Annotated in this window: 25 protein-coding genes; 11 read left to right on the forward strand and 14 right to left on the reverse strand. The window is 54.3% G+C overall.

Features of this window, described 5'->3' with window-relative positions:
* Nucleotides 1-44: 44 nt before the first annotated feature.
* Nucleotides 45-350, forward strand: a complete 306-nt coding sequence (locus BUA85_RS04090) for an SCP2 sterol-binding domain-containing protein (protein ID WP_083526173.1) — start codon at nt 45-47, stop codon at nt 348-350.
* Here the strand turns inward: BUA85_RS04090 and BUA85_RS04095 are convergent.
* The 4 genes from BUA85_RS04095 to recA all read right to left on the reverse strand — a co-directional run bounded on the left by BUA85_RS04095 (nt 347) and on the right by recA (nt 4,960).
* Nucleotides 347-790: an MOSC domain-containing protein gene (locus BUA85_RS04095; RefSeq protein WP_072899521.1), complete on the reverse strand. Its 444-nt coding sequence runs from the start codon at nt 788-790 to the stop codon at nt 347-349. The two genes, BUA85_RS04090 and BUA85_RS04095, sit on opposite strands and share 4 nt — an antisense overlap.
* Before the next feature lie 17 nt (nt 791-807).
* A complete protein-coding gene (locus BUA85_RS04100) occupies nt 808-1,101 on the reverse strand; it encodes a DUF1330 domain-containing protein (protein ID WP_072899523.1) in 294 nt (97 codons plus the stop codon).
* Entirely contained in the window at nt 1,102-3,747 is a 2,646-nt protein-coding gene (alaS, locus tag BUA85_RS04105) for an alanine--tRNA ligase (protein ID WP_072899525.1), read from the reverse strand.
* A gap of 124 nt (nt 3,748-3,871) precedes the next feature.
* Nucleotides 3,872-4,960 (reverse strand): recombinase RecA, encoded by a 1,089-nt coding sequence (gene recA / locus BUA85_RS04110; RefSeq protein ID WP_072899527.1) that lies wholly within the window; start codon nt 4,958-4,960, stop codon nt 3,872-3,874.
* Between the two features lie 195 nt (nt 4,961-5,155).
* Between recA and BUA85_RS04115 the strand changes: the two genes are divergently transcribed.
* Nucleotides 5,156-5,755, forward strand: coding sequence for a hypothetical protein (locus BUA85_RS04115; protein ID WP_072899529.1), 600 nt, complete (start codon nt 5,156-5,158; stop codon nt 5,753-5,755).
* Here the strand turns inward: BUA85_RS04115 and glpK are convergent.
* Entirely contained in the window at nt 5,752-7,236 is a 1,485-nt protein-coding gene (gene glpK, locus BUA85_RS04120; RefSeq protein WP_072900406.1) for a glycerol kinase GlpK, read from the reverse strand. The two genes, BUA85_RS04115 and glpK, sit on opposite strands and share 4 nt — an antisense overlap.
* Nucleotides 7,237-7,274: 38 nt before the next feature.
* Nucleotides 7,275-8,822: a glycerol-3-phosphate dehydrogenase gene (glpD, locus tag BUA85_RS04125; RefSeq protein WP_072899531.1), complete on the reverse strand. Its 1,548-nt coding sequence runs from the start codon at nt 8,820-8,822 to the stop codon at nt 7,275-7,277.
* A 168-nt stretch (nt 8,823-8,990) separates the two neighbouring features.
* On the opposite strand from glpD, the gene BUA85_RS04130 reads away from it, so the two are divergent.
* From BUA85_RS04130 to BUA85_RS04145, 4 genes are all read left to right on the forward strand, one after another.
* Entirely contained in the window at nt 8,991-9,749 is a 759-nt protein-coding gene (locus tag BUA85_RS04130; protein WP_072899533.1) for a DeoR/GlpR family DNA-binding transcription regulator, read from the forward strand.
* A gap of 67 nt (nt 9,750-9,816) precedes the next feature.
* Nucleotides 9,817-10,524 (forward strand): ABC transporter permease, encoded by a 708-nt coding sequence (locus tag BUA85_RS04135; RefSeq protein ID WP_072899535.1) that lies wholly within the window; start codon nt 9,817-9,819, stop codon nt 10,522-10,524.
* Nucleotides 10,517-11,260 (forward strand): ATP-binding cassette domain-containing protein, encoded by a 744-nt coding sequence (locus BUA85_RS04140; RefSeq protein WP_072899537.1) that lies wholly within the window; start codon nt 10,517-10,519, stop codon nt 11,258-11,260. The genes BUA85_RS04135 and BUA85_RS04140 overlap by 8 nt, the downstream gene beginning before the upstream one ends.
* A complete protein-coding gene (locus BUA85_RS04145) occupies nt 11,257-12,042 on the forward strand; it encodes an ABC transporter substrate-binding protein (protein WP_072899539.1) in 786 nt (261 codons plus the stop codon). Before BUA85_RS04140 ends, BUA85_RS04145 begins: the two co-directional genes overlap by 4 nt.
* Here the strand turns inward: BUA85_RS04145 and BUA85_RS04150 are convergent.
* Nucleotides 12,039-12,755, reverse strand: coding sequence for an RlmE family RNA methyltransferase (locus BUA85_RS04150; protein WP_072900407.1), 717 nt, complete (start codon nt 12,753-12,755; stop codon nt 12,039-12,041). The two genes, BUA85_RS04145 and BUA85_RS04150, sit on opposite strands and share 4 nt — an antisense overlap.
* Before the next feature lie 38 nt (nt 12,756-12,793).
* On the reverse strand, nt 12,794-13,906 hold the full coding sequence (locus BUA85_RS04155) for a Ppx/GppA phosphatase family protein (RefSeq protein ID WP_072899541.1): 1,113 nt from the start codon (nt 13,904-13,906) through the stop codon (nt 12,794-12,796).
* Nucleotides 13,907-14,143: 237 nt separating this feature from the next.
* Here BUA85_RS04155 and BUA85_RS04160 point away from each other — a divergent pair, with 237 nt between their 5' ends.
* The 3 genes from BUA85_RS04160 to BUA85_RS04170 are packed head-to-tail and all read left to right on the forward strand — an operon-like array spanning nt 14,144 to nt 16,490.
* Nucleotides 14,144-14,440 (forward strand): virulence factor, encoded by a 297-nt coding sequence (locus BUA85_RS04160; protein ID WP_072899543.1) that lies wholly within the window; start codon nt 14,144-14,146, stop codon nt 14,438-14,440.
* A 41-nt stretch (nt 14,441-14,481) separates the two neighbouring features.
* Nucleotides 14,482-15,423: a methylenetetrahydrofolate reductase gene (locus BUA85_RS04165; protein ID WP_072900408.1), complete on the forward strand. Its 942-nt coding sequence runs from the start codon at nt 14,482-14,484 to the stop codon at nt 15,421-15,423.
* A complete protein-coding gene (locus BUA85_RS04170; protein ID WP_072899545.1) occupies nt 15,420-16,490 on the forward strand; it encodes a methyltetrahydrofolate cobalamin methyltransferase in 1,071 nt (356 codons plus the stop codon). The genes BUA85_RS04165 and BUA85_RS04170 overlap by 4 nt, the downstream gene beginning before the upstream one ends.
* 8 nt (nt 16,491-16,498) lie before the next feature.
* On the opposite strand, the gene BUA85_RS04175 is transcribed toward BUA85_RS04170, so the two are convergent.
* A complete protein-coding gene (locus tag BUA85_RS04175; RefSeq protein WP_072899547.1) occupies nt 16,499-16,933 on the reverse strand; it encodes a hypothetical protein in 435 nt (144 codons plus the stop codon).
* A gap of 110 nt (nt 16,934-17,043) precedes the next feature.
* On the opposite strand from BUA85_RS04175, the gene BUA85_RS04180 reads away from it, so the two are divergent.
* A complete protein-coding gene (locus BUA85_RS04180; protein WP_072899548.1) occupies nt 17,044-17,796 on the forward strand; it encodes a helix-turn-helix domain-containing protein in 753 nt (250 codons plus the stop codon).
* On the opposite strand, the gene BUA85_RS04185 is transcribed toward BUA85_RS04180, so the two are convergent.
* The 5 genes from BUA85_RS04185 to BUA85_RS04205 form a co-directional block, all read right to left on the reverse strand.
* Nucleotides 17,793-18,881: an ABC transporter ATP-binding protein gene (locus tag BUA85_RS04185; RefSeq protein ID WP_072899549.1), complete on the reverse strand. Its 1,089-nt coding sequence runs from the start codon at nt 18,879-18,881 to the stop codon at nt 17,793-17,795. The two genes, BUA85_RS04180 and BUA85_RS04185, sit on opposite strands and share 4 nt — an antisense overlap.
* Nucleotides 18,882-18,895: 14 nt before the next feature.
* Nucleotides 18,896-20,542: an alpha-glucosidase gene (locus BUA85_RS04190; protein WP_072899550.1), complete on the reverse strand. Its 1,647-nt coding sequence runs from the start codon at nt 20,540-20,542 to the stop codon at nt 18,896-18,898.
* A 12-nt stretch (nt 20,543-20,554) separates the two neighbouring features.
* Nucleotides 20,555-21,712, reverse strand: a complete 1,158-nt coding sequence (locus BUA85_RS04195; RefSeq protein WP_072899551.1) for a carbohydrate ABC transporter permease — start codon at nt 21,710-21,712, stop codon at nt 20,555-20,557.
* Nucleotides 21,712-22,719 (reverse strand): carbohydrate ABC transporter permease, encoded by a 1,008-nt coding sequence (locus tag BUA85_RS04200; protein ID WP_072899552.1) that lies wholly within the window; start codon nt 22,717-22,719, stop codon nt 21,712-21,714. The genes BUA85_RS04195 and BUA85_RS04200 overlap by 1 nt, the downstream gene beginning before the upstream one ends.
* A gap of 99 nt (nt 22,720-22,818) precedes the next feature.
* On the reverse strand, nt 22,819-24,177 hold the full coding sequence (locus BUA85_RS04205) for an ABC transporter substrate-binding protein (RefSeq protein WP_072899553.1): 1,359 nt from the start codon (nt 24,175-24,177) through the stop codon (nt 22,819-22,821).
* Nucleotides 24,178-24,416: 239 nt separating this feature from the next.
* Between BUA85_RS04205 and BUA85_RS04210 the strand changes: the two genes are divergently transcribed.
* Complete coding sequence (locus BUA85_RS04210; protein ID WP_072900409.1) at nt 24,417-25,445, forward strand: LacI family DNA-binding transcriptional regulator; 1,029 nt, start codon at nt 24,417-24,419, stop codon at nt 25,443-25,445.
* Nucleotide 25,446 lies beyond the last annotated feature (1 nt).

Below are 25,446 nucleotides of genomic sequence, written 5' to 3' on the forward strand. Positions count from 1 at the left end.
CATCCCCCTCCTGTCATGACCCTCTGGCGCGACAGGAGACCTTTATGACCACACTCACACTCACACCCAAAGCCATGCTCGACGTTATCAGCGCGCGGGCAAAAGATCGTATCAAAGGAAGTGTCCGGTTGGAGATGCCGGAGTTCGCGACATTCTACGTTGACGAAAACGGCGCGATCGAAAGCGATCAAGACGCCGACATCACTCTGACGGCGAAGGCACAAGTCTTTTACGAGATCTCGATGGGCGAACAAAACCCAGCGACGGCGTTCATGACGCGCAAGCTGAAGGTCGATGGGAACCCGATGCGCGCCTTGAAAATCGGGGAGCTCCTCAGCACACCTGCCTAAGGTCGGACGGCGTCACCAATCTTGATTTGCCCGCCGGAAACAACGCTGGCGTACCATCCACCGTGGCCTCGCATAGCGTTATAACCGCCATGGCCCAGCACTTTTTCCAGGCGGGAACAGGGCGGGCATGGACCTTCGATTTGAAGGGTGCACTCACCGATATGAAGCGGCGCCTTGCGCAAGGCTTGTAGGTTGATGCCTGAGATTACGAAGTTTCTACGTAGCTCTTCCGGCGCAACTGTCTCGCGAGCCGTCAAAGCCGCAATGACCAGCAGATGTTCTGCTTGGATCATTGTCACCGCACGTTTCCCGGCCCGCCCATGATCACCAACCAAACCAGCCGCATTCACTTCGGCTACATGGACGACATCAATCTCAGCCAATCGTTCGGCCCGCAGCCCGATCCATTCGACACGAACGGCGGCTGCATGGTTCGCCATTATTTCGGCCAGCGTGCTCAGCTTTCCACCTCTTCGACGATGTATAGGTCCCGCTCCGATGCACCTTTGGCGAAGGACAGAGCCTCCTGATAGGTCGCGGATTTGTAGCAGTTCTGAGCGGCCTTCAGGCTCGGAAACCGAACCACAATATGTCGCTGACGTTCGGCGCCTTCTAACTGAACCGACGCGCCGCCGCGTACCAAAAAATCGCCGCCGTACTCATCAATGGCAGCAACCGCCCATTTCGCATATTCGCCGTGCGCCTCAGGATCGATGACCGAGACATGAGAAATCCAAAGAGCAGTCGGCATCTATTCGGCCAGCTTCGCCTTCACGGCAGCAATCGCGTCATCGGCCTTTTCTGCACTCGCAGCGCCGCCTTGTGCCATGTCGGGACGCCCGCCGCCGCCTTTTCCACCAAGCGCTTCGACAGCGGTGCGCAACAGATCAACCGCGTTGAATTTCTCAGTCAGATCTTTCGTCACACCCGCCGCGATGGCCGCTTTACCACCTGCATCAGAAATCAGCAGAACGACACCACTACCAGCGCGATCTTTGAACTGATCCACAAGCGCTGGAAGTTCTTTGCCCGATACGCCTGATAGCGTTTGTCCGATGAAGGCCACACCGTTGATGTCATCCTGCGCAGGCCCGCTAGAGCTGCCGCCCACAGCCAACTCTCGGCGCAGCTGAGCCACCTCATTGGACAGCACCTTGCGCTCTTCCAGCAAGGCTTTCACGCGCTCCTCGATCTCGCCGATGGGCGTCTTCATCGTCTGCGCCACGGTCTGCAATTTCGCGGCCTGCGCCGACAAATGATCAAGCGCAGCCTGACCCGTCAGCGCCTCGATCCGGCGCACGCCGGCGCTCGATGCGCTGTCGCTCAATGCCACAAACGCTCCGATCTCGCCTAGCTGTTTCACATGCGTGCCGCCGCACAGTTCCAAGCTATACGTCTCGCCATCGGTGCCTTTACCAGAGCCTTCGGCAATTCCCATCGACACCACGCGCACCTCGTCGCCGTATTTCTCGCCAAAGAGCGCCTGAGCGCCCAAAGCCCGCGCATCATCCGGCGTCATGATCCGTGTCTCAACGCTGGAGTTTTGGCGGATCAAGGCGTTCACCTCATCCTCAACCGCTTTTAGATCGGACGCATCAACGGCCGTGTTGTGGCTGAAATCAAACCGCAAACGGTCTGGCGCGTTCAAAGACCCGCGCTGCGCAATATGATCGCCCAAGCGGTTGCGTAGCGCCTCGTTCAACAGGTGTGTCGCAGAGTGGTTGGCTTGAATTGCCGTACGGCGAGCGGGATCAACGGACAGCTCAGCACCCTGACCTTTCTTAATCTCGCCATCCGTCAACTCGCCAATGTGGATGAAGACATTCGCGACTTTCTTGGTATCCGTCACTTGCACCGTGCCGGTTTCGGTTTTGAGAACGCCTGCATCGCCCACCTGACCACCGCTTTCGGCATAGAATGGCGTTTGATTCAGAACGACTTGCACCTTGCCTGTTGCGCTGTCCTGCGCCTCACCGTCTTGCACGATGGCAACGATCTGCCCTTCCGCAGAGATTGACTCGTACCCTAGGAAATCCGTTGCACCATTTTCTTCAGCCACATCAAACCAGATCGCGGCATTCTCAGCTTCACCCGTACCGGACCACGCCGCGCGCGCTTTGGCCTTTTGTTCCGCCATAGCCGCATCAAAACCATCGCTGTCCACGCCACGCCCCCTTTCGCGCAGGGCATCCTGCGTCAAATCGAGCGGGAATCCATAGGTGTCATAAAGCTTGAACGCGGCCTCACCTGGCAGATCAGCGCCCTCGGGCAAGCCGGACAACTCATCATCCAACAGTTTCAACCCGCGATCCAATGTTGTTTTGAACCGCACCTCTTCGTTCAACAATGTCTCTTCAATCAGCTTCTGGCCTTGACCCAACTCTGGATAAGCAGCTCCCATTTGCTGAACCAAAGCCGGAACAAGCTTGTGCATGACCGGGTCTTTGGCGCCAAGCAGGTGCGCGTGACGCATCGCGCGGCGCATGATCCGCCGCAGCACATAACCGCGACCTTCGTTCGACGGTAGGACGCCTTCAGCAATCAGGAAGGACGTAGACCGCAAGTGATCAGAGATCACGCGGTGATGAACGTTTTGATCGCCATAAGGTTCGGTTGAGGTCGCATGAGCAGACGCCTCAATCAGGGCTTTGAACAGATCTGTGTCATAGTTGTCATGGCTGCCTTGTAGCAGAGCTGCAATACGCTCAAGCCCCATGCCCGTATCAATCGACTGCATCTCAAGCGGCACCATCGATCCGTCATCGAACTGCTCGTTCTGCATAAAGACAACGTTCCAGATCTCGATGAACCGGTCGCCGTCTTCTTCTGGAGAGCCTGGAGGCCCACCCCAGATATGATCGCCATGGTCATAGAAGATTTCGGTGCACGGTCCGCATGGCCCCGTCGGGCCCATCCGCCAAAAGTTGTCATCCGTCGCGATCCGAATGATCCGATCTTCTGGCACGCCGAGCTTTTTCCAAATCTCAAAGGCTTCGTCATCGGTGTGATACACCGTTGTCATCAGTTTTGACTTGTCGATACCAAAGTCTTTGGTCAGCAACTCCCACGCGAACGGGATGGCTTCGTTCTTGAAATAATCGCCAAAGCTGAAATTCCCCAGCATTTCAAAGAACGTGTGGTGGCGCGCTGTATACCCAACATTATCAAGATCGTTGTGTTTACCACCCGCCCGTACACATTTCTGCGACGTCGCCGCACGCTGGTAATCACCGCTTTCAACACCGGTAAATCGGTTCTTGAACTGAACCATACCCGAATTGGTGAACATCAATGTTGGATCATTTCGCGGCACAAGTGGGCTGGAGGCCACAACCTCATGATCCTGCCGATCAAAATAATCTAGGAAGGTCGAACGAATGTCGGCAAGGCTGGTCATAGTCTCTATCCAGGCTGATCAATAATCTTAGCCTGAAATAGCCCTGCCCCCCACAAAGGTCCACAGCACAAATAACAAAGGGCACCGCTATTGCGATGCCCTGTCAGATTATATGTTGACGCTCTTAGACCTCGACGAGGCTGTCGTCTTCGTCTTTATCAGGATCATTCGGTGCCATGTCGAAATCCAAACCGTGTGCCGCACGAATCTTATCCTCAATCTCCCAAGCGACGGATGGGTTTTCTTTCAGGAACATTTTCGAGTTCTCGCGACCCTGCCCGATACGTTCATCGCCGTAGCTGAACCAAGCACCAGATTTCTCAACAACACCAGCCTTCACTCCTAGGTCAAGCAACTCCCCATTCTTTGAAATGCCTTCGCCATACATGATGTCGAACTCAACCTGCTTGAACGGCGGCGCCACTTTGTTCTTTACGACTTTCACACGGGTCGCGTTGCCAACAACCTCATCCCGATCCTTGATCGCGCCAATCCGGCGGATGTCGAGACGGACGGAGGAATAGAACTTCAGCGCGTTGCCACCAGTGGTGGTTTCGGGGGAGCCAAACATCACGCCGATCTTCATCCGAATCTGGTTGATGAAAATCACCATGCAGTTAGACCGGTTGATCGAACCAGTCAGTTTGCGCATCGCTTGCGACATCAACCGTGCATGAACACCAACGCTGCTGTCGCCCATGTCACCTTCAAGTTCTGACTTAGGCGTCAAAGCAGCAACCGAGTCCACGACGATCAAGTTAACCGCTCCAGAGCGGACCAAAGTATCTACGATCTCCAAAGCCTGCTCACCAGTGTCAGGCTGCGAAATCAGCAACTCGTCAAGGTTTACACCGAGCTTCTTGGCATACTGAGGGTCCAACGCATGTTCCGCATCAACGAAGGCACAAACCCCGCCCTTTTTCTGCTCTTCGGCAACCGCATGAAGGGTCAGCGTCGTCTTACCGGAGCTTTCGGGCCCATAGATTTCTATGATCCGACCCTTAGGAAGACCGCCTATCCCTAGGGCGATATCCAAACCCAAAGAACCGGTAGATGTCGCTTCAATATCCTGAAACTGGTTTTCACCGCCCAATTTCATGATCGAGCCTTTGCCAAACTGACGCTCAATCTGTGCCAACGCGCTATCCAGCGCCTTTTGCTTATCGGATGTTTTCTTATCGCTCATCGAAAGGAGTTCTGCCGTTGCTGCCATCTTTCCTGTCCTTATGTCACGCCCGTCTCGGGGCGGCAATCACTGCTGATGTTCTTTTTCTGTTCTCTCTGCTTAATGAGACCAAAACGAGAACATTTCAACTAAAATCTTCACAACCCATTCTTTCTCAAAGGTGGTTAAAGAAGTATTGATGCGCTAAGCTCCGCCGAACCAAACACGCAATAGCCGCGCCATATGCTTGTATTCTTTGAGAAAAAACTGGTAATCTTTGCCACGACGAAGACGGGATCGACGGCTTTGCACGGCGCATTGTCGCCACGCGCCTCGATGACATTTCGTAATCCGCCGGCTGTGAAACACGCCAGCGTTCAAAAATACGAACGAATCCTTAAACCAACCTTTGAAGAACTTGGCGCACCTCAAGACATGGAAACCTTCGCCCTGATCCGGCATCCCGTTGAATGGCTGAGCAGTTGGTTCCGGTATCGCTGTCGCGATCAGCTTATCGGCAAGCCCAATAGCACACGCGACGTAACGTTTAACGAATTCGTGGTGGAGTACATGAAGGATCTGCCGCGCAGCTTCGCGGACATTGGCTCCCAGTCCAAGTTTCTCACCGGCCTCGATGATGAACTCGGTATTGATCACCTCTATCAATATGAAGCGGAGAAACGATATCTACAGTTCTTGCGCGACAGGCTGGATGTTCCGATAGATACCAAGCGGCGCAACGTCTCGCCCGACTTCGAAGTCACCATTGATCCGGGGATTAGACGTGACCTCGAAGCGCTACACCGCGTTGAATTTGACCTCTGGCATATCGCCCAACACTAACTCAGTGTTCGGCGTATCGCATCTTTCCAACCTGCGAACCGTCGTTTGCGTGTTTCTTCAGACATCGCAGGTTCAAACCGCTCATCGAGCGCCCAGTTCGCAGCAAATCCAGCCTGATCCGGATAAACCCCTGCCCGCATACCGGCCAGCCAAGCAACCCCGAGCGCTGTTGTCTCCAGCACTTCGGGCCGATCCACCGGCGCATCAATGATGTCCGAGAGGAACTGCATCGTCCAATCAGACGCGCTCATTCCACCGTCAACGCGCAAGACGGCATCACCGGAAGCACCGTCCCAATCGGCTTGCATCGCTTCCAAAAGCTCCCGCGTTTGGAAGCCCACGCTTTCAAGGGCTGCCCGCGCGAATTCATTTGGGCCTGAGCCACGGGTCAGGCCATAGATCGCTCCGCGTGCATTGGCATCCCAATGCGGGGCGCCGATACCAGTGAACGCCGGAACAAGGTACAACTCCTGCTCCGGATCAGCTTTTTCAGCCAAGGGATGGGTATCGGCCGCTTTGGCAATGATCCCCAACCCATCGCGCAGCCATTGCACCACAGCGCCTGCGATGAAGATCGACCCTTCCAGCGCGTAGGTCGTTTTCCCATCCAAGCGATATGCGATTGTGCCCAACAAACGGTTCTGACTGCTCACCAACGTGCCACCTGTGTTCAAGAGCGCAAAACACCCCGTGCCATAGGTCGATTTGAGCATCCCCGGCTCAAAACATGCCTGTCCAAGCGTGGCCGCTTGCTGATCACCTGCGACACCAAGGATTGGAAGTTCAGCGCCAAGGATATCCCCATGCGAAATGCCAAAATCAGCCGCGCAATCAAGTACTTCCGGCAACATATTCATCGGAATTCCGAACTTGGAGCAGATGTCTGCATCCCATTGGTTTTCGCGGATGTTATAGAGCATGGTCCGAGCAGCATTAGTGGCATCGGTCACATGCCGTGTGCCGCCCGTAAGCTTCCAGATCAGGAAGCAATCCACCGTGCCAAACAGTAAATGACCGGCTTCGGCATCCGCGCGCGCGCCGTCCACATTATCAAGAAGCCATTTCACCTTTGTTCCGGAGAAATAAGGATCAAGCAAAAGTCCCGTTTTTTCAGTGAGTTCCGCTTCGAAGTTATCGGATTTCAGATCCTCGCACATATCTGCTGTACGCCGATCCTGCCAGACAATCGCTTTGTGAATAGCTTCACCCGTCCGCTTGTCCCAAACGATTGTAGTCTCGCGTTGGTTCGTAATGCCGATCCCGGCCACATTGCTCGCCGAAATACCTGCCTTTTCAATTGCGCCTTTGGCAGTTGCTACTGTGGTGGTCCAGAGATCATCGGCAACATGCTCCACCCAGCCGGATTTGGGGAAATGCTGCTTGAACTCTTGCTGAGCGATCGACGCGATCTTCATGTCTTTGTCGAAGATGATCCCCCGACTGGACGTGGTTCCCTGATCAATGGCCAAAATATAGGTCATCGACGCATCCTCCCTGATTTGTTCCATTCCACGATAAGTTAGGCCGCAGATTTCATAAAGTCGTCAATTGCGCGGATTTGATCGTCGTTCAGTCGCAAGCCCAGCTTGCTTCGACGCCAAACAACATCTACTGCCGTCAACGCATATTCCTTTTTCATCAACCACCGCACTTCGGCCTCTGTGAGATCAGCGCCGAAATCTTGGCCAAGGTCGGTAGCTGACCGACTATCCGCCAAGATGTCTCTTGCATCTGTGCCATAGGCGCGAAAGAGCCTCTTCGCCCAACGGTCTGATAAAAAGGGATAATCCTCTTTCAACGCTCGAATTCGGGCGTTTACTTCGCTCACTGGGAACTCTCCACCGGGCAGCGGAACCTCCGCCGTCCAGTCCCCAGTTCCACCAACGTGATCTTCTAGTTTGGCTAGAACATTCTCGGCCAGCTTTCGATAGGTGGTGATTTTCCCACCGAAAACACTCAGCAAAACCGGCCCATTTGTATCGAGTGACAGCACATAGTCCCGCGTAGCGGCGGTGGCAGACTTAGCTCCATCATCATAAAGCGGCCGCACGCCCGAATAGGTCCAGACAATATCATCGCGTGTCAGCGTTTGCGTGAAGTAGTTGTTGGCAAATTCCAGCAGGTAATCTTGTTCCTCTTGCGTTGCAGTTGGAGCCTCATTCAACTCCATATGCTCCGCGTCGGTCGTGCCAATCAGGGTGAAGTCTGTCTCATAAGGAATCGCAAAAATGATGCGCCCATCTTCGCCCTGAAAGAAGTACGCTTTTTCATGATCAAACAAACGCTTAGTGACGATATGTGATCCTCTGACAAGGCGGATGCCTTCGGTCGAATTCAGCCGAACGGTGTTCTTAACGATATCCTCAACCCATGGACCCCCTGCATTCACAAGACCCCGCGCAGCCACCGTGCGCTGTTTACCATCCTTCTCCAAAACAATAGACCAAAGGCCATCAACTCGCTCAGCTGATACCACCTTAGTCCGGGTCATGATCTTCGCGCCGCGCTCTTCGGCGTCTCGGGCATTCAGAACAACCAATCGCGAATCTTCGACCCAGCAATCGGAATATTCATAGGCGAGCTTGAACTTTGACTTTAGCGGCTTACCCACTGGATTTGTTTGTAAATGTAGTGTTCGTGTCCGCGGCAAAATCTTTCGCCCGCCAAGATTGTCATACATCGCCAAACCCAGTCGGATTAGCCAAGATGGGCGGCGACCCTTCATCCAAGGCATAACCGTCGAAAGCAGTTTTGACGTCGGTGTTTCACCCTCAAACCGCATGTCCTTGTGATAGGGCAAGACAAACCGCATCGGCCAGCTGATATGCGGCATGGCTCGTAGAAGAACTTCTCTTTCAATCAATGCCTTACGCACCAAACTGAATTCAAAGAACTCCAAATAGCGCAACCCACCGTGGAACAGTTTCGTCGAGGCAGATGAGGTTTTAGAGGCCAGATCATCCATCTCGGCAAGACCGACCTTCAGACCGCGCCCTTGCGCGTCACGCGCGATCCCGACACCATTGATGCCGCCGCCAATTACAAAAAGATCAAAATCGGGGTTCATGTCCTGCTCCTCGTTTGTGGGCGGCTTAACCAACCAAAAATACCTGGGAAACCAGAACTGGACACAATGTTCGCTTTTTCCTATACGAACTTAATGCGAGCAACCATTTTCCAATAAAATATGCAACCAAAAGCAAACGCATGTTCGCCTTAAAAAGAGTCCGAACAGTTGAACGAAGCTGAACGCCACACCGCTATTCTAGAAGAAGCCCGAAAGACCAAAATCGTCAATGCGACGCGTCTGTCGATGTCCTTGGGAGTGGCTGTCCAAACCATACGACGCGACCTACGCAAATTAAGCGCTAGTGGTCAGCTCGAACGGGTTCATGGCGGGGCGGCGCTGCCTTCGGGCGTCGCAAATATTGGCTATGATGCCAGGCGGTCGTTAAATCGCGATCTAAAGCGCAGAATTGCTCTTAAAACAACCACGTTAATCCCTGATAACGCTTCGCTTTTTCTAAACATCGGCACCACCACGGAAGCCGTTGCTTCGAGGCTTTCCAACCATCAAAATCTCATGGTTGTGACGAATAATCTGAACGTGGCGAACATCCTCGCGCCGCATAAATCGTGCGAGGTCGTTGTTGCGGGCGGTCGCTTGCGACGCGCCGACGGGGGCTTAACTGGAGATCTCGCCGCCCTCGCCATTCAGCGCTTTAAGGTCGATATTGCCGTTATCGGAGCATCCGCCATCGATCCAGAGGGTGATTTGCTGGATTTCGACCCGGAAGAAGTTCGCGTGAGCCAGCAAATTATCACAGCCGCGCGTCAAACCATTGTCGTTGGCGACAGCGGGAAATTTACGCGCAAAGCACCGGTTCGGATCGCATCGCTATCCGAGGTCGAACATTTTGTGACAGATGGGATGCCTTCAGAGCGTCTGGCTATGCGCTGTCAAGATTGGGGCACACAGCTTCACTTAGCTTGAGATCGAAACCTTGTGAGCGATCACTTTACCCCTCTTCAATTCGGATTATCTGCGCTAAGTGTGTTGCATGCAGGACTTTTTCGACGCGTTCCAACAGGCATTCGCCCTTATCGCTTCTGGTGATCCCGAATTGATTGGGATTGTTTTGTTGTCGTTGCGCGTTTCGCTTACGGCTCTGATTTTGGCCTGTATCATCGGTTTCCCCATCGGCGCGTTACTCGCCGTTTCAAACTTTCCTGGAAGACGTGCGATCATACTCTTTTTCAACGCAGCCATGGGTCTTCCGCCAGTCGTCGTGGGCCTGACACTCTACCTGCTATTTAGCCAAGCGGGCCCGCTCGCTGTTCTTGAGCTGCTCTACACACCCACCGCAATGATCATCGCTCAGATCGTCTTGATCACACCGATCATCATCTCACTCACGCGCGGTACCATTGCAGGCCTGCTCGCTGAACATGGAGAGACCCTCCGAGCGATGCGCGCAACTCGCCCCCAAATGGTGATGACGCTACTGCGCGAGGCGCATCCGGCCTTATTGACGACCGCGGTCGTCGGTCTGGGTCGCGCCTTTGCAGAAGTTGGGGCCGTGATGATCGTCGGAGGCAACATCAACCATGTCACGCGCGTGATGACGACCTCCATCGCACTAGAAACGTCTCGTGGTGAACTCGCCATGGCATTGGCTCTGGGGATTATCTTGCTGATCATCGCACTTTTTACCAATGCCGCCGTTTACGCGCTGGCCCCTCGCAGTCGGGAACTCGCCCATGTCTGAGAGCGCTGAAGTCGTCCCGATCCGCCCGTCGATCCGCTTAGACACGGACGCGCTGACATTGACGGACATTCGTTTGTCTCATGAAGGTAGAAACCTCCTCGACGGCGTCATAGCAGAGATTTCGAGCAACGGCATCACCACGCTCATTGGACCCAACGGCGCGGGCAAATCTCTTTTGCTGCGTGTGATTATGGATTTGGTGAAACCGACCTCTGGCGTGGTTGAATTCGGCGATGGTTTTGAGCACCCCGCGCTGGTCTTTCAACGCCCGATCCTCCTGCGTCGTTCCGTCCGTGCAAACCTCAATCACGCATTGAAACTCGCCAAGGTGCCAAAGGCTGACCGTTCGGGCCGTTTGGCAGAACTTTTGGTCGCTGCGGACCTGACGCGCCTTGCTGAGAACCCAGCGCGCGCGCTGTCTGGTGGCGAACAGCAACGGCTCTCGATTGTACGGGCGTTGGCGTCTAACCCATCCCTTCTGCTCTTGGATGAACCCACAGCCAGCCTTGACCCTTCAGCAACCAAAGCAATCGAGGATCTGATCCGAAACACCTCGGCGGCTGGCGTAAAAATCATCCTTGTGACCCACAACCGCGCCCAAGCCAAACGTTTGGCAGATGACGTGCTCTTCCTCCATCAGGGAAAGATCGCGGAACACACATTGGCGGAAAAATTCTTTCAAGCGCCGCAATCGGACGCGGCAAAGGGCTATCTCGCGGGTGATCTGCTCTTATGATCAGATTTCTTCCGTTTCTCTTGGCCGCACCGGCATTCGCCGACCCGATTACGCTGCAATCGACGACATCGACGCAGAACTCAGGACTTTACGACGCCATCCTGCCTGCATTTACCGCCGAAAGCGGGATCGAGGTCCAGGTCGTCGCAGTCGGGACGGGTCAGGCGCTTCAAAATGCGCGGAACTGTGATGGCGATCTGCTGATCGTTCACGCCACCGAAGCCGAAGAGGCGTTCGTAGCAGACGGGTACGGCACAAACCGCGCTGATCTGATGTACAACGACTTTGTCATCGTCGGCCCACCCGCCGACCCAGCCGACATTCGTGGAACAGATGACGTCCAAGCCGCGCTCTCCGCAATTGCAGCGGCCGAAGCGCGCTTTATGTCTCGCGGCGATGACAGCGGCACCCATAAGGCTGAACTGCGCCTATGGGCCCCAACAGATATCGATCCTGCGGAGTTTAGCGGTACATGGTATCTCGAAACCGGCGCGGGCATGGGGGCAACGCTTAACACGGCGCGCGGCTTGAACGCTTATGTAATGACCGACCGCGCCACTTGGCTGCGGTTTGGGAACAAGGGTGATTTTGAGTTACTGCTCGAAGGCGATCCTGATCTGTTCAACCAATATGGCGTTGTGCAAATTTCACCGGATCATTGCCCACGTGCTAACCTGACTGATGCAGCGACCTTGCGCAATTGGCTTCTGAACGATGGGCAAGAAGCGATTGCGGCTTATGAGGTTGAAGGCGAACAGTTGTTCTTCCCGAACGCAGACTAGCCCCGGAACCCAGTTGCTACGACAAATTTCTCAGAACTGTCTGAACGTGAAGACGGCGGTTTAACGTTTGCAACCTTTTCGAACTTCTCTTTCAGGAGTTTTTGAAGATCGCCCTCGGCGCCACCAGCGAGAACCTTAGCCACAAACGTGCCGCCCTGCTCTAAGACGTCAAATGCAAAATAAGCCGCCGTTTCGCAAAGCGCGATGATCCGCAAGTGATCCGTCTGCTTATGTCCAGAGGACGCAGCCGCCATGTCTGACATCACCACATCTGCTTTGCCGCCTAGCCATTCCTTTACCTTCTCGTCGGCATCATCATCCATGAAATCCAACTGGTGAAGTTCTGCACCCGCAATTGGTTCGACTTCCTGCAAATCAATGCCCAGAACACGCCCCTGCGCCTTGCTTGTCCGTGTCCCCAAAGCATTGACGCGTTTGACTGCGACCTGACACCAACCGCCCGGTGCGCATCCCAAATCAACTACTCGTGCACCCGGCACAAGAAAGCGGAACTTCTCGTCCAGTTCCAAAATTTTGAAAGCAGCCCGACCGCGATAGCCCTCTTTCTGAGCCCGTTTCACATATGGATCATTCAACTGCCGTTGCAGCCAAAGCGTCGAACTCATCTTACGGCCGCGTGCCGACTTGACCTTCACGGTCAAATCCCGCTGTCCGCGTCCGCTTGTGTTCTTTTTTCCGGGTTTCTTGACCATATCGCCATCAGCCTTCATCAGAGATCAGGCATGTGCCATCAAAACGGCGCATCTTCAAGCGCACCATCGGCGGACATCTGTGCGTATAGTAGCCCCTCCCGCAGACCGCGATCCGCGACGGACAGCCGATCTGTCGGCCAAAGCCGCATCAGAGCCTGCAAGATGGCCGAACCCGACATGATCAGCGCCTGCCGGTCTTTCCCGATGCGCGGGTCGGCACGGCGGCCCTCTGGTCCCAAAGACAGATAACCATGAATAACCGCGTCAATTTGATCGGACGTCATGCGCAATCCATCAACTTTTGTTCGGTCATACCGCTTAAGGCCAAGGTGCGAGGCCGCAACCGTTGTAACCGTCCCGCTGGTTCCGACAATCTGGAAATTCTCTTTCGCCTGTTCGGCGGCGTAGGGAGAAAAATCAGCCAAGTTTTCCTCAAAGAACCAACTCATCAAAGCGAACCGTGCTGCATCGTCCTCAACATCAGCGAATTGGTCGCGCAAGGTCGCGACACCCAAAGGGACAGATATCCAATCCACCACCTTGGCGGCGGCAAATGGCCCTGGGTCAGACTTAAACCCTGCATGAAGCCGCATAATCGACCGAGGCCGCTCGCGTGGCGGCACTTTTGTCAGATCGACCCAGACCAATTCGGTCGATCCGCCACCAATGTCGACCACCAAAAGCTGTTCGGTCTTGGTGCTCACCAACGGTGCACAGGACACCACGGCCAAACGCGCCTCTTCCTCGGGCTTGATGATTTCGAGGTTCAAACCGGTTTCTTTGTTCACTTGCTTTACAAAAGCAACGCCATTGCGGGCACGGCGACAGGCCTCGGTCGCGACCAAGCGCATCCGCTGCACACCGTGCCGTTCGAGCTTATGCTTACAAATACGCATCGCGCTGATCGTCCGGTTCATGGACGAACGCGACAATCGACCACTTCCTTCCAGGCCCTGCCCAAGTTGGACGGCCTTGGAAAAGCTATCGATCACATGAAACTGACTGCCCTTCGGCTGGGCAATCAGCATGCGACAACTGTTTGTCCCCAGATCCAACGCTGCATAAAGCGTCTCCGGATCGGGAGATTTTGGCGCGGGGGTCTCTACCGCTTTCGGGAACGCGACCGCACCTTTGGGACGCTTGGGCGCCATTTTCACGCCCTCCAATTTTCAAGTTACCTCTAACCTAGGCCGCAACAGGTGTCCTTGCAAGGCACGTGAATCTTCCTCAACCAGTTGTTGAAAATTTTGAACGTGGTCAGGTCATGCATATCTAAGGCATATCCGCTTCGTCGCGGATGTTTCGCGTGATGTCGAAAACCGGCGTCTGCGATAAAATCGCAATGCTAGAAATGCACAACGCGCGAAAGCGGATCGGAGAGAGAATCAATGGCTGATGTCACAATCGTATACTGGCGGGATATGCCTGCGCAGGTGATCGTCGGAAAAGGACGTCGCGGGACGAAAATGCCTTTGCCAGAGCGGTTTGAGCAAGCGATTGACCGTGCCGCGATGAAATCCGGTGCTGCAGAAAGTGATGCCTACCTCGAAGGCTTCCGCAAAGCTGATCCATTCCCCGTTGAAGGCGCAGACGCAGAAGTCGCCGCCGCACAGGTCGCGCGTATTGAAGAAGAATACGACACCGAGAAACTCAAGGCGTTGATCGCCAACGATGGCTGGGCGTGAGCCCGCCTGACACCCCCGTCAACCGCCTGAAGGAGGCGCTAATGTCCCTGCTCCCATTCAAAAAGAAACAAGCAGATGTCGAAGTAACGCTCAATCCAGAGATGGAAGCGTTTCTTAAAGACTATTCGATCGAGGTTATGCCGCGCACCGCGGAAAAGGTCGAAGACTTCACATCACTTCTTCCGGCTGGCACGCGCGTTTACATAGCCCACATTGAAGGTACACCGATTGAAGATATGGTCGCGACAGCCAAGCGCCTGTCGGCAGACGGCTACAACGTGATGCCGCACTTCCCTGCCCGTATCATCAAAGATGAGGCCACTCTCGCCGATTGGATTGCGCGCTATCAGGGCGAGGCAGGTGTCGAGCAAGCGCTCCTATTGGCAGGCGGCGTCGCTGAACCGCACGGCGACTTCCACAGCTCCATGCAGCTTTTGGAAACCGGTCTGTTTGGCAAGGCTGGGTTCAAACACTTGCATGTCGCAGGTCACCCTGAGGGCAACAAGGACATTGACCCTGACGGATCGGACAAAAACGTCATGGATGCGCTTTTGTGGAAACAGAAATTCAACGAAACATCCGACGCTCAAATGGCGCTTGCCACACAGTTCGCTTTTGAAGCAGGTCCAATCATCGAATGGGCGGACGCTATCAAAGCGGCTGGCGTTGATATTCCGATCCATATCGGTATTGCCGGTCCGGCCAAGCTGCAAACATTGATCAAATTTGCAATCGCTTGCGGCGTTGGCCCTTCGCTGAAGGTGCTGCAAAAGCGCGCGATGGACGTTACCAAACTACTCCTGCCTTATGAGCCGACCGAGGTTCTGACAGAACTTGCCGCCCATAAAGCTGCGAACCCTGACTTTAACATCACCAATGTCCACTTCTTCCCGCTCGGCGGGATCAAGACCAATGCAAACTGGGCAATTGCCCATGGCGGTGCGTCCACCGCTCCTGCCAACCCAACGAAAGAAGCCGTATGACACGCACTATTGTCGAATCCAAAACCAAGACCGCTGTCATCGGTTTTGACCAGCCGTTCACAGTGATCGGTGAACGGATCAACCCAACCGGCCGCAAAGTTTTGAACGAAGAGTTGGAGCGTGGCGATTTCAGCCGCGTGGAGGCCGACGCTTTGGCACAGGTTGCTGCCGGTGCGACTATCCTCGATATCAATTCTGGTGCGGTATTCTCCAACAAAATGGCAGAAGACCCGCGCTATGCGGACAACAACTTTGTTGAACCGACACTGATGAGGGAACTCGTCGAAAAGGTTCAGGCCGTCACAGATTGCCCGCTGTGCATCGACAGCTCCGTTCCTGGCGCTTTGGAAAACGGCCTCGCTGCTGCTGAGGGCCGTCCACTTTTGAACTCCGTCACCGGTGAAGAAGAGCGCCTTGAGATGGTTCTGCCTCTCGTCGCGAAATACAATGTCCCAGTAGTTGCGATCTCCAACGACGACACCGGTATCAGCGAAGACCCAGACGTCCGCTTTGCCGTTGCAAAGAAGATCGTTGAGCGCGCTGCAGACTTTGGCATTCCAGCCCATGACATCGTCGTCGACCCGCTGGTTATGCCAATCGGTGCCATGGGAACCGCTGGCTTACAAGTCTTCACTCTGGTCCGCCGACTGCGCGAGGAATTGGGTGTAAACACCACATGCGGAGCGTCTAACATCTCCTTCGGTCTTCCAAACCGTCATGGAATCAACAACGCCTTCCTTCCTATGGCCATGACTGCGGGCATGACGTCTGCGATCATGAACCCTGTGGCGCTTCCAATCGGCCCAAAGAAACTTGCCGAGAAGAAAGCCGAGGTTGAGGCTGCTGGTGTCATTCTGCCGGAAGGCATGGACGATGAGGCCTTTGTTCAGCTCTTCGGCATGGGATCAACAAAACCAAAGGCAGGCAAAGAAATGGAAGCGATCCGTGCGGCCAACTTCCTAACCAACAACGACGAAGGCGGCGGTGAGTGGATCAAATTCAACCGCGCACCTGCGAAACCTGGCGAAGGTCGCGAACGCGGCGGCCGTCGTCGCCGCCGCGGTTAAACAAATCACTACGTCTGTGCAGGGTCCGCTTCGGCGGGCCCTTTTCTTTGCAAAGGCATGACCATCATCAGAAGAAAACTCAGGTTCAACAACACATTAAGTGGTGAACCCGCTACAACCGAAAATGTGGAATCTGTCACAAACCAACCGATTGCGGCATAAAGTACAACTTTTCGACCTTCCTTTGGGGCGACGGGCAGAACCTCGGTGGCGACAGTCCATACCATAGCCCCCAAACCGACCGTTAGGCCACCGCTGATCGCAATCATGAGGCGGCCGGTCGGATCCAAAGTCTCAGGCGCGCTATTGAATGGCCAATGCGCAATGTCGAAGAAAAACGATATCCAACTATAGACCCATGGTAATGCGGCTAGCGCAAATAACACTCCGAATATCATGATAATCTCAGCATTGATCCGAAGCACTTTTTGTTCTCGTGTCATAGGCTTTCTCCTTCTTGACCTATCGAGGGTTGTTTGGCCGAAACGAGAGATAGAAAACAATTACCTCAGAGGTAACTGACACGCTGAACATTCAGAATTAGGATTCCCTCATGCAAAACTTCCCTGACATCCTTCGTCATTGGCGAAAGCAGCGGCGCTATAGCCAATTGGACCTCGCGCTTGAAGCCAACATCAGTTCCCGCCATCTGTCATTCTTGGAAACTGGACGCTCGAAACCCAGTCGCGAAATGGTCCAACAGTTGAGCGATGCCTTGTCGGTTCCGTTGGACGCACGGAACCGAATGCTGACCTCAGCGGGCTATGCCCCGAAATACCCAAAACGCGAATGGGACGATGCAGAAATGCTGCCCATTCGGAAGGCTATTGACTGGACCCTAAACCAACATGCTCCCTACCCCGGACTTGCGCTTGATCGATTGTGGGTCATTCGGCGGATGAACGAACCCGCAAAGCGCATGTTCGGAACCTTTGGTGTCACCGAGGGATCGAGCATGTTGGATTTGATCCAAGACCCCACTCTTCAGGACCTCATTGAAAATTGGCCTGAAGTTGCCCATCACAGTGCGTTGCGACTGCGAAGTGAAAGCGCCGCTCAGGGCGGCATTCCAGAACTTGATGCAGCAGCCGACATATTATCATCAGACGCCACACCCTCGGAGCCAAATCTTCCTGCAATACCGACGGTCTTCAAATTAGGAGAACAGACACTGTCGCTCTTCGGTACCATCGCTCAATTTGGAACAACCGCCGATGAAGCCATCGAAGACCTAAAGATCGAGTTGTTTTTCCCCGCGGACGATGCCGCGGAGGACTTGCTCAAGCAGTTGGCGGTTGTGCACTAGCGATAATAGAGAGAAGTGCCGTTGTGGAAAACTTGCACCTTTTCCGGGGCGACGGTCAGCCGGACAGTCTTGCCCCGTAGGTCGCCATGAATTCCGGGGAGTTTACCAATCACCGGATCTGCGTCACCATCCTTTTCAAAGTAGAGCAACGTCACTTCGCCCAAGGCTTCAATGATGTCGACTTTGCCTTCGAAAACGAAGTCACCGTCCGTCTCGACCATATCTTCAGGACGTGCGCCAACGTTCACTTTCAATCCTTTATCAGCTTCCTGTGTCGGCACAGCAGAAACCGCCATACCACCGCCAGCCAACTTGATCGTTGTTTGCTCACCGGTTTCAACGATTTCGCCTGGCAGAAGGTTCATGGAGGGTGACCCGATGAATTGGGCAACGAATTCATTCTTTGGCCGTTCATAAAGTTCCAAAGGTGACCCCACCTGCGCGATCCCCTTGTTCGCCAAAACCACGATCCTTGAGGCCAATGTCATCGCCTCGACCTGATCGTGCGTCACGTAGATCATCGTGCTTTCGGGCATCGACTCTTTCAGCTGCGCGATCTCAATCCGAGTTGCCACACGAAGGGCTGCGTCCAAGTTTGAAAGTGGTTCGTCAAAAAGGTAAACCTTGGGGTCACGCACAATCGAACGACCGATAGCCACACGTTGCCGCTGACCGCCCGAAAGCGCTTTTGGCAAACGGTCGAGGTAATCTTCCAACTGCAGGATCTTGGCCGCTCGGCTCACCGCTTCATCGATCTCGGCCTTGGATTTCTTCGCCAATTTCAGGGCAAAGGACATGTTATCTCGCACGGTCATATGAGGATAAAGCGCGTAGGATTGGAACACCATCGCAATACCGCGCTGCGCTGGCGGAATGTCATTTACCACCTGCCCGTCGATTTCCAACGTGCCGCCAGTGATCTTCTCAAGCCCTGCAATCATCCGCAGCAAGGTCGATTTACCGCAACCAGACGGACCAACAAAGACGATCAACTCGCCCTGTTTAATGTCCAAATTGATGTTCTTGAGAACATCAACTGTTCCGCCATAGGTCTTTGCGACATCCGTCAGCTTAAGGTCGGCCATAGGTGTTCCCCTCCCTACTTTTTGAGCGCGAGGCAAACCTGCCACGGACCCAAATGCAGTTTCCCATCTTGTGAAATTTGTGCGCTCCCCAACTCGGCGCCGATTGGCAACCAAGATCCAGACGGCAAGTCCAAATCGGATGGGGTATCGCTAATGTTGAACGCGCAGAAGATCGTCTGTCCCCCGAGCGTGCGCTTGAAAGACAACACATCGCCAGATGCGGTCAGATCGCTGTGCTCGCCAACCGCCAAAACATCGTGGGTTTGGCGGAAATGGATCGATTTGCGATAATGATGCAGCAACGCGCTCGGATCGTCTTCCTGCGCTTCGACCGAGAGCTGCAGATGCTCATGCGCAACCGGCAGCCAAGTCTTGGCTTCAGAAAAGCCTGAATACTGATTGCTCTTCTCCCAAACCATCGGGGTCCGGCAGCCATCGCGGCCTTTAAACTCGGGCCAGAACTCGATGCCGTAGGGGTCTTGCAAGTCGTCGAAAGCTACGTCGGCTTCTGGTAGACCAAGTTCTTCCCCTTGGTAGAGGCAAACGGACCCGCGCAGACACATGATCAGCGTCGCGAACATGCGCTGGCCTGCCGCTGTCAGTTCCCACCTAGAGGCATGGCGCTGCACGTCGTGGTTCGAAAACGCCCAACAGGCCCACCCATCGGCTGCGACATCGTCGACCTTCAAAAGCACATCAACAAATTCCTGCGCAGACGGCTTCGCGTTAGCGAGGAATTCAAAGGCGTAACACATCTGCATCAGATCATCGCCGGCCGTGTACTGACCCATGATCTCAAGCCCAAACTGAGCGTCCCCAACTTCGCCCACAGCAGCAGCGCCAAAGGGCTCCATTACCGCTCGTAAACGCCGCAGGAACTCTAGGTTCTCTGGCTGGTTCTTACTGTAGAGGTGTTTTTGGTGGTTATAAGGGTTCACCGACGGCGCAATTGTCGAATTCCGTTCCTCCGGCGGCAACGCGGGATTGTCGCGCAGCTGCGCATCGTGGAAATAGAAGTTGATCGTATCCAATCGGAACCCATCAACCCCGCGGTTCAACCAGAACGTGGCAACATCCAGCAAAGCGTCCTGAACATTCGGATTGTGGAAGTTCAAATCCGGCTGCGAAGCGAGAAAGTTATGGAGGTAATACTGCTCGCGCCGCGCATCCCACTGCCAGCCAGAGCCGCCAAAGATGGACAACCAATTGTTCGGCGGTGTGCCATCCGGCTTTGGATCAGACCAAACGTACCAATCGTGTTTGGCGTTGTCGCGATTGGCGCGGCTTTCAGCAAACCAAGGGTGCTGGTCGCTGGTGTGGCTCAGCACCAGATCGATCATGACACGAATGCCGAAACGATGCGCGGTTTCAACCACGGCATCAAAATCGGCAAGAGTTCCGAACATCGGATCGACATCGCAATAGTCGCTGACGTCGTATCCAAAGTCCTTCATCGGTGACATGAAGAACGGCGATATCCAGATCGCATCAACGCCAAGCGTCGCAATGTAAGGCAAACGCTGCACGATCCCTAACAGATCGCCCACGCCGTCCCCATTGCTGTCCTGATAGCTACGCGGGTAGATTTGATAGATCACCGCGCCGCGCCACCAATCTTTGCTCACGGCATTGTCCAATTTGGCTGCTGTCGCCACGTTCATTCGTCGTCTTTCCTATTTCACTGACCCGGCGAGCAAACCGCGCACCAGATATCTTTGCATTGCAAAAAACACGACCAAAGGCACCGCGATTGACACGAAAGCGGAAGTCGCGAGGATTTCCCAGTCACCGCCACGGGTGCCCAGAAGTTCCACGATTTGTTTCGTCATAACCGTTGTCTGGCCGGATGCATCGATCAGGAACACCAATGCGACAAGCAGGTCATTCCATGTCCACAAGAACTGGAAGATCGCAAAGGACGCCAACGCAGGGAACGACAGCGGCAGGATGATCTTCACAAAGATCTGGAAGTCTGTTGCGCCATCGACTTTCGCATTCTCGATAATGTCTCTTGGCAAGCCGACCATGTAGTTTCGCAGCAAGTAGATCGCCAAAGGCAACCCAAAGCCGGTATGCGCCAACCAAACCCCAAGATAGCCTTTGCCAATCCCAATAGAGTTATGGAAGGACAGCAGCGGAATAAGCGCAAGCTGCAACGGCACGACCAACAGCCCCACCACGGCCGCGATCAACAGAGCACGCCCCGGGAAATCCATCCACGCCAAGGCGTAAGCCGCAAAAGCCGCTATCAAGATCGGGATCACAGTTGCCGGGATAACGACGGTCAACGTATTCAAAAAGGCCTTCATCATCCCTTCGGAATTGTCCTCGTCGAACAATACGAAGTTATAATTATCCAAAGTAAATTCCGGCGGAGTCTCAGCGTCGATAAAGACCCGCTGAGCACGCCCCGAAATTTGGTCGTCGTTGCCCTGCCAAATGTAAGTGCCATCAGCATTCAAGGTGAAGCTTTCGCCGTCGCCCATGTCATAGGTGTCACCAGGTGCGTTTTCGCCCAAACGACGGCTCGACGTTGACCAAGCTTGGATCGTGCCTTCAAATGGCTCATCCCCGAAAATCTGACCTTCTACAACAAAAACACCATCGCTTGTTTCTACGCGAAACTCATCAGGATCAGCCGCGCGGATTTGCAAGGTCTGCTCTGCTGGGAACATGGCCGACCACCAGCCGGACGCCGTGATCTGATCCCCTGTTCGGAACGACGACACAAATAGGCCAAGCGTCGGGAACAACCACAGAAGCACGATTAAGACAACAGAGATGTTAAGCAGCCAAACGACGATTGGCTTCTGACCGGAAAGACCATCCATCAGCGCATCTCCTTCCGAGCGTTGTAAACATTCCAAACAAGGATCGGCGTTACCATCAGCATGATGATCATCGCCGCAGCGGATCCCATGCCCCAATCATGCGCGCGGAACAGCTTGTCGTACATGTAGTTGGCCAGAACTTGGGTTTCCCACTGGCCGTTTGTCATCGCGAACACGATGTCGAACACTTTGAGCGTCGCAATCGTGATCGTGGTCCAGACCACCACGATGGTCGACGTGATCTGGGGAATTTTGATCTTGAAAAAAATCTGCACAGGATTGGCGCCATCAATGATCGCTGCCTCGACCGTTTCTTCGGGGATGCCACGCAAGGCCGCCGACAGGATCACCATCGCAAAGCCGGTTTGGATCCAGATCAATACGATCATCAAAAAGAAGTTGTTCCAAAACGGTATGGTCAGCCACTGCTGGGGCTCGTCGCCACCGAACGTGAGGTAGAGGTGGTTTAGGATACCGATTTGAGCGACATCTACGGGCCGCGCTTCATAGACCAATTTGAAGATCACTGCCGCGCCGACGAATGAAATCGCCATTGGCATGAAGATAATCGACTTCGCCACATTGCCCCATGGCAACCGATCTGTCAGCTGCGCCACCAACAACCCAAGGGCAGTCGATGCGGCAGGCACGACCATCAACCATAAAACGTTGTTGATCATGGCTTCGGTAAATTTCGGTTCCGCGAACATTTTGGTGTAGTTCTCAAAACCAACGAATGCGTATTCGTTACCGGGGAGCCTTTCGAGGAAGCTCAACCGCAGCGTCGCGAATACGGGATATGCAAGGTAAAGACCCAAAGCCAAGATCGCGGGCAGCAAGAACAACCACGGACGGATCATATTGGCTCGGTTGATGTTTCGGCCCGCATTCGGACCCTTTGCAGGGAACAGAACCTTATCAAGGAGAAGGTTTGCGCCGTAGAAATAAACGATACAACCGCCGATCCCGACGATCATAGTTATCATGGCCTGAATTGCTGGATTCATCGTCCCCTCCCTGACGAATTAACGGCGGTGTTCCCCTTGCCGTTTGGTGGTTTCGGGCACGTGACAGCGCCCGAAACCAATCTCAATCTATGGTCGAACTTAGTTCAACGCGTCCCAGCTGTTCTGGATCGCATCAGCAACGTCTTCAGCAGACGCACCGCCGACGAAGTCAACCATACCTGTCCAGAATGTACCGGCACCGATGGCACCTGGCATCAGGTCAGACCCGTCAAAACGGAAGGTTGTTGCGTTCTGAAGGATTTCACCCTGACCACGCAGCGTCGCATCCTTATAGGCGTCGAGGTTCACACCGGAGTGTGGCGTCAAGAAGCCTGTCTGAGCCATCATGATCTCATGCGCGATTGGCTGCTGGAGGAACTCCATGAATGCCATTGTCGCGTCAGATGGGTCAGTCACAGCCATCAGCGTACCACCGCCAAGAACTGGGTTACCCAGATCTTTTTCAGCGAAGGATGGGAAGTAGAAGAAGTCTGCATCTTCGCCGATCACAACGTCTTCAGGCATAAATGCCGGGATGAAGGACGCTTGCTTGTGCATGTAGCACTGTGGTGGCGATGTGAAGAGACCTGCAGGGCTGTCGCGGAAGTCCGTTGAACCAACAGCACCGGCACCGCCAGCAACCATATCGTCGTTCTTCGCAAACATACCGAATGTGTTTAGCGCTTCGATAACTTTAGGATCGTTGAACTTTAGCTCGTTGGAGACCCAAGCGTCGTAATCCGCTGGGGACTGTGTGCGCAGCATGATGTCTTCCACCCAGTCAGTCGCTGGCCAACCTGTCGCAGGACCGGATCCCAGACCAATACACCAAGGAGTGTCGCCGTCTGCGATGATCTGCTCAGACAGAGCGATCAGGTCTTCCATTGTCTCAGGAATATCGTAGCCCGCATCTTCGAAGTTCTCAGGCACATACCAAACGAGAGACTTAACGTTCACGTTGTAGAAGAAGCCATAGAACTGGTCATCGCCATTGGCGTCAGCATATGTGCCCAGATCAACCCAGGAAGAGCCAGCCGCATAGTTGTCGGAAACCCAGCTGGCCATGTCACCGCCGAGTGGTGTCAACAGGCCCTGCGCTGCCATGTTTGCAGCCAGACCAGGCTGTGGGAACACAGCGATGTTTGGTGGAGAGCCCGCTTCAGCATCGATCACGATCTGCTGCTCAAAACCGTCAGAACCGGTGTAAGTAACTTCAGCGCCAGTCGCATCGACGAAGTATGCGATCGCGGAACGGAAAATGTCGTCTTCTGGAGACAGCCAAGGGCCAAAGACGGTAACAGTCTGACCGGACAGATCAGGTGCGCCTGCCGCGTAAGCTTCATACTCATCCCAGCTAAAGTCCCCTTCACCCGGCGCAAAAACCAAGTGACCTCCTGCGTGCGCAGCGGACGCAAGGAGAGCGACCGAAGCCGCACTGGCGTACAGTGTTTTCTTCATTAGGTATCCTCCCAAATGACGCCCAACGCGGGCGCAAACCTATTGTTTTCCATACCTCGACTTTGCTTTGAGCAAAACCAAAGCGCTTTGGATGAGTGGGAGATTCTCTTAAAAGCAGCGTGAAGTCAAGCATCAACTATCCCTTGGTTTTTTGATGATTTCAGTTTACTGAAACGATTACGAAACATAAAATGCCGGGAATCGCGAAGCGGATAACCGTACTTAAAGCGCTTTGGACCATGAACCTTAAAGAACTCTCCGAAACTCTAGGCCTCAGTCAAACGACCGTCAGTCGCGCTCTAAATGGCTACCCTGAGGTCAGTGAAGCCACCCGCACCCGCGTTGAGATGGCCGCGCGGAAGTTCAACTACTCCCCAAGCTCCCGCGCGAAAGGTCTGGCAACAGGCAAGGCACTGGCTATCGGCCATGTCATCCCTACGCGCTCTAAGCATGAAATGGTGAACCCTGTCTTCGGTGACTTCATTGCGGGCGCTGGCGAAATTTATGCGCAAAATGGCTATGAGATGATCCTTTCAATTGTAAATGCCGATGCAAGTGAAGAGACCGTCTATCGCGGCTTGCAATCGAGACGCGCGGTCGATGGAGTCGTTGTTCACGGACCGCGCATGGCGGATGACCGCATCCCCCTACTGAACGAAATTGGACTGCCATTCGTGGTTCATGGCCGTGCCAGCGAAATCTCGGAACCTTATGAGTGGCTGGACGTTAACAATAAGCACGCCTTCGAACGCGCAACGCAGTTTCTGATTGATCTCGGGCACCGACGCATCGCCCTGATTAACGGACTCGAAGTTATGGACTTCGCACGCCGCCGCCGCCTCGGCTACGAAGCGGCTCTGAATTCCGAAGACCTCGACATAGATGAAAGCCTGATCTTTTCGGAAGAAATGACCGAGGAATATGGCTACGAAACCACCCGCACAATCCTGGACCGTTCCGACGCACCGACAGCCGTTGTCGCGTCGTCTATGATCATTGCGCTTGGGGTACGGCGTGCCATTGAAGAACGCGGTCTGGTGATGGGTAAGGACCTGTCCATCGTCACCCATGACGACATGCTGTCCTACCTTCAAAATGGCGGCGATGTACCCATCTTTACCGCAACGCGATCATCTGTAAGAGAAGCAGGCCGCAAAGCCGCTGAAATGCTTCTACAAAAGATCTCTAATCCCACAACGCCACCGCAAAATATCCTGTTCGAAGCTGAACTCACCGTCGGTCGTTCGACCGGCCCTGCCCCGAATTAGA

The organism is Cognatiyoonia sediminum, from assembly GCF_900129845.1.
GTDB lineage: Bacteria > Pseudomonadota > Alphaproteobacteria > Rhodobacterales > Rhodobacteraceae > Cognatiyoonia > Cognatiyoonia sediminum.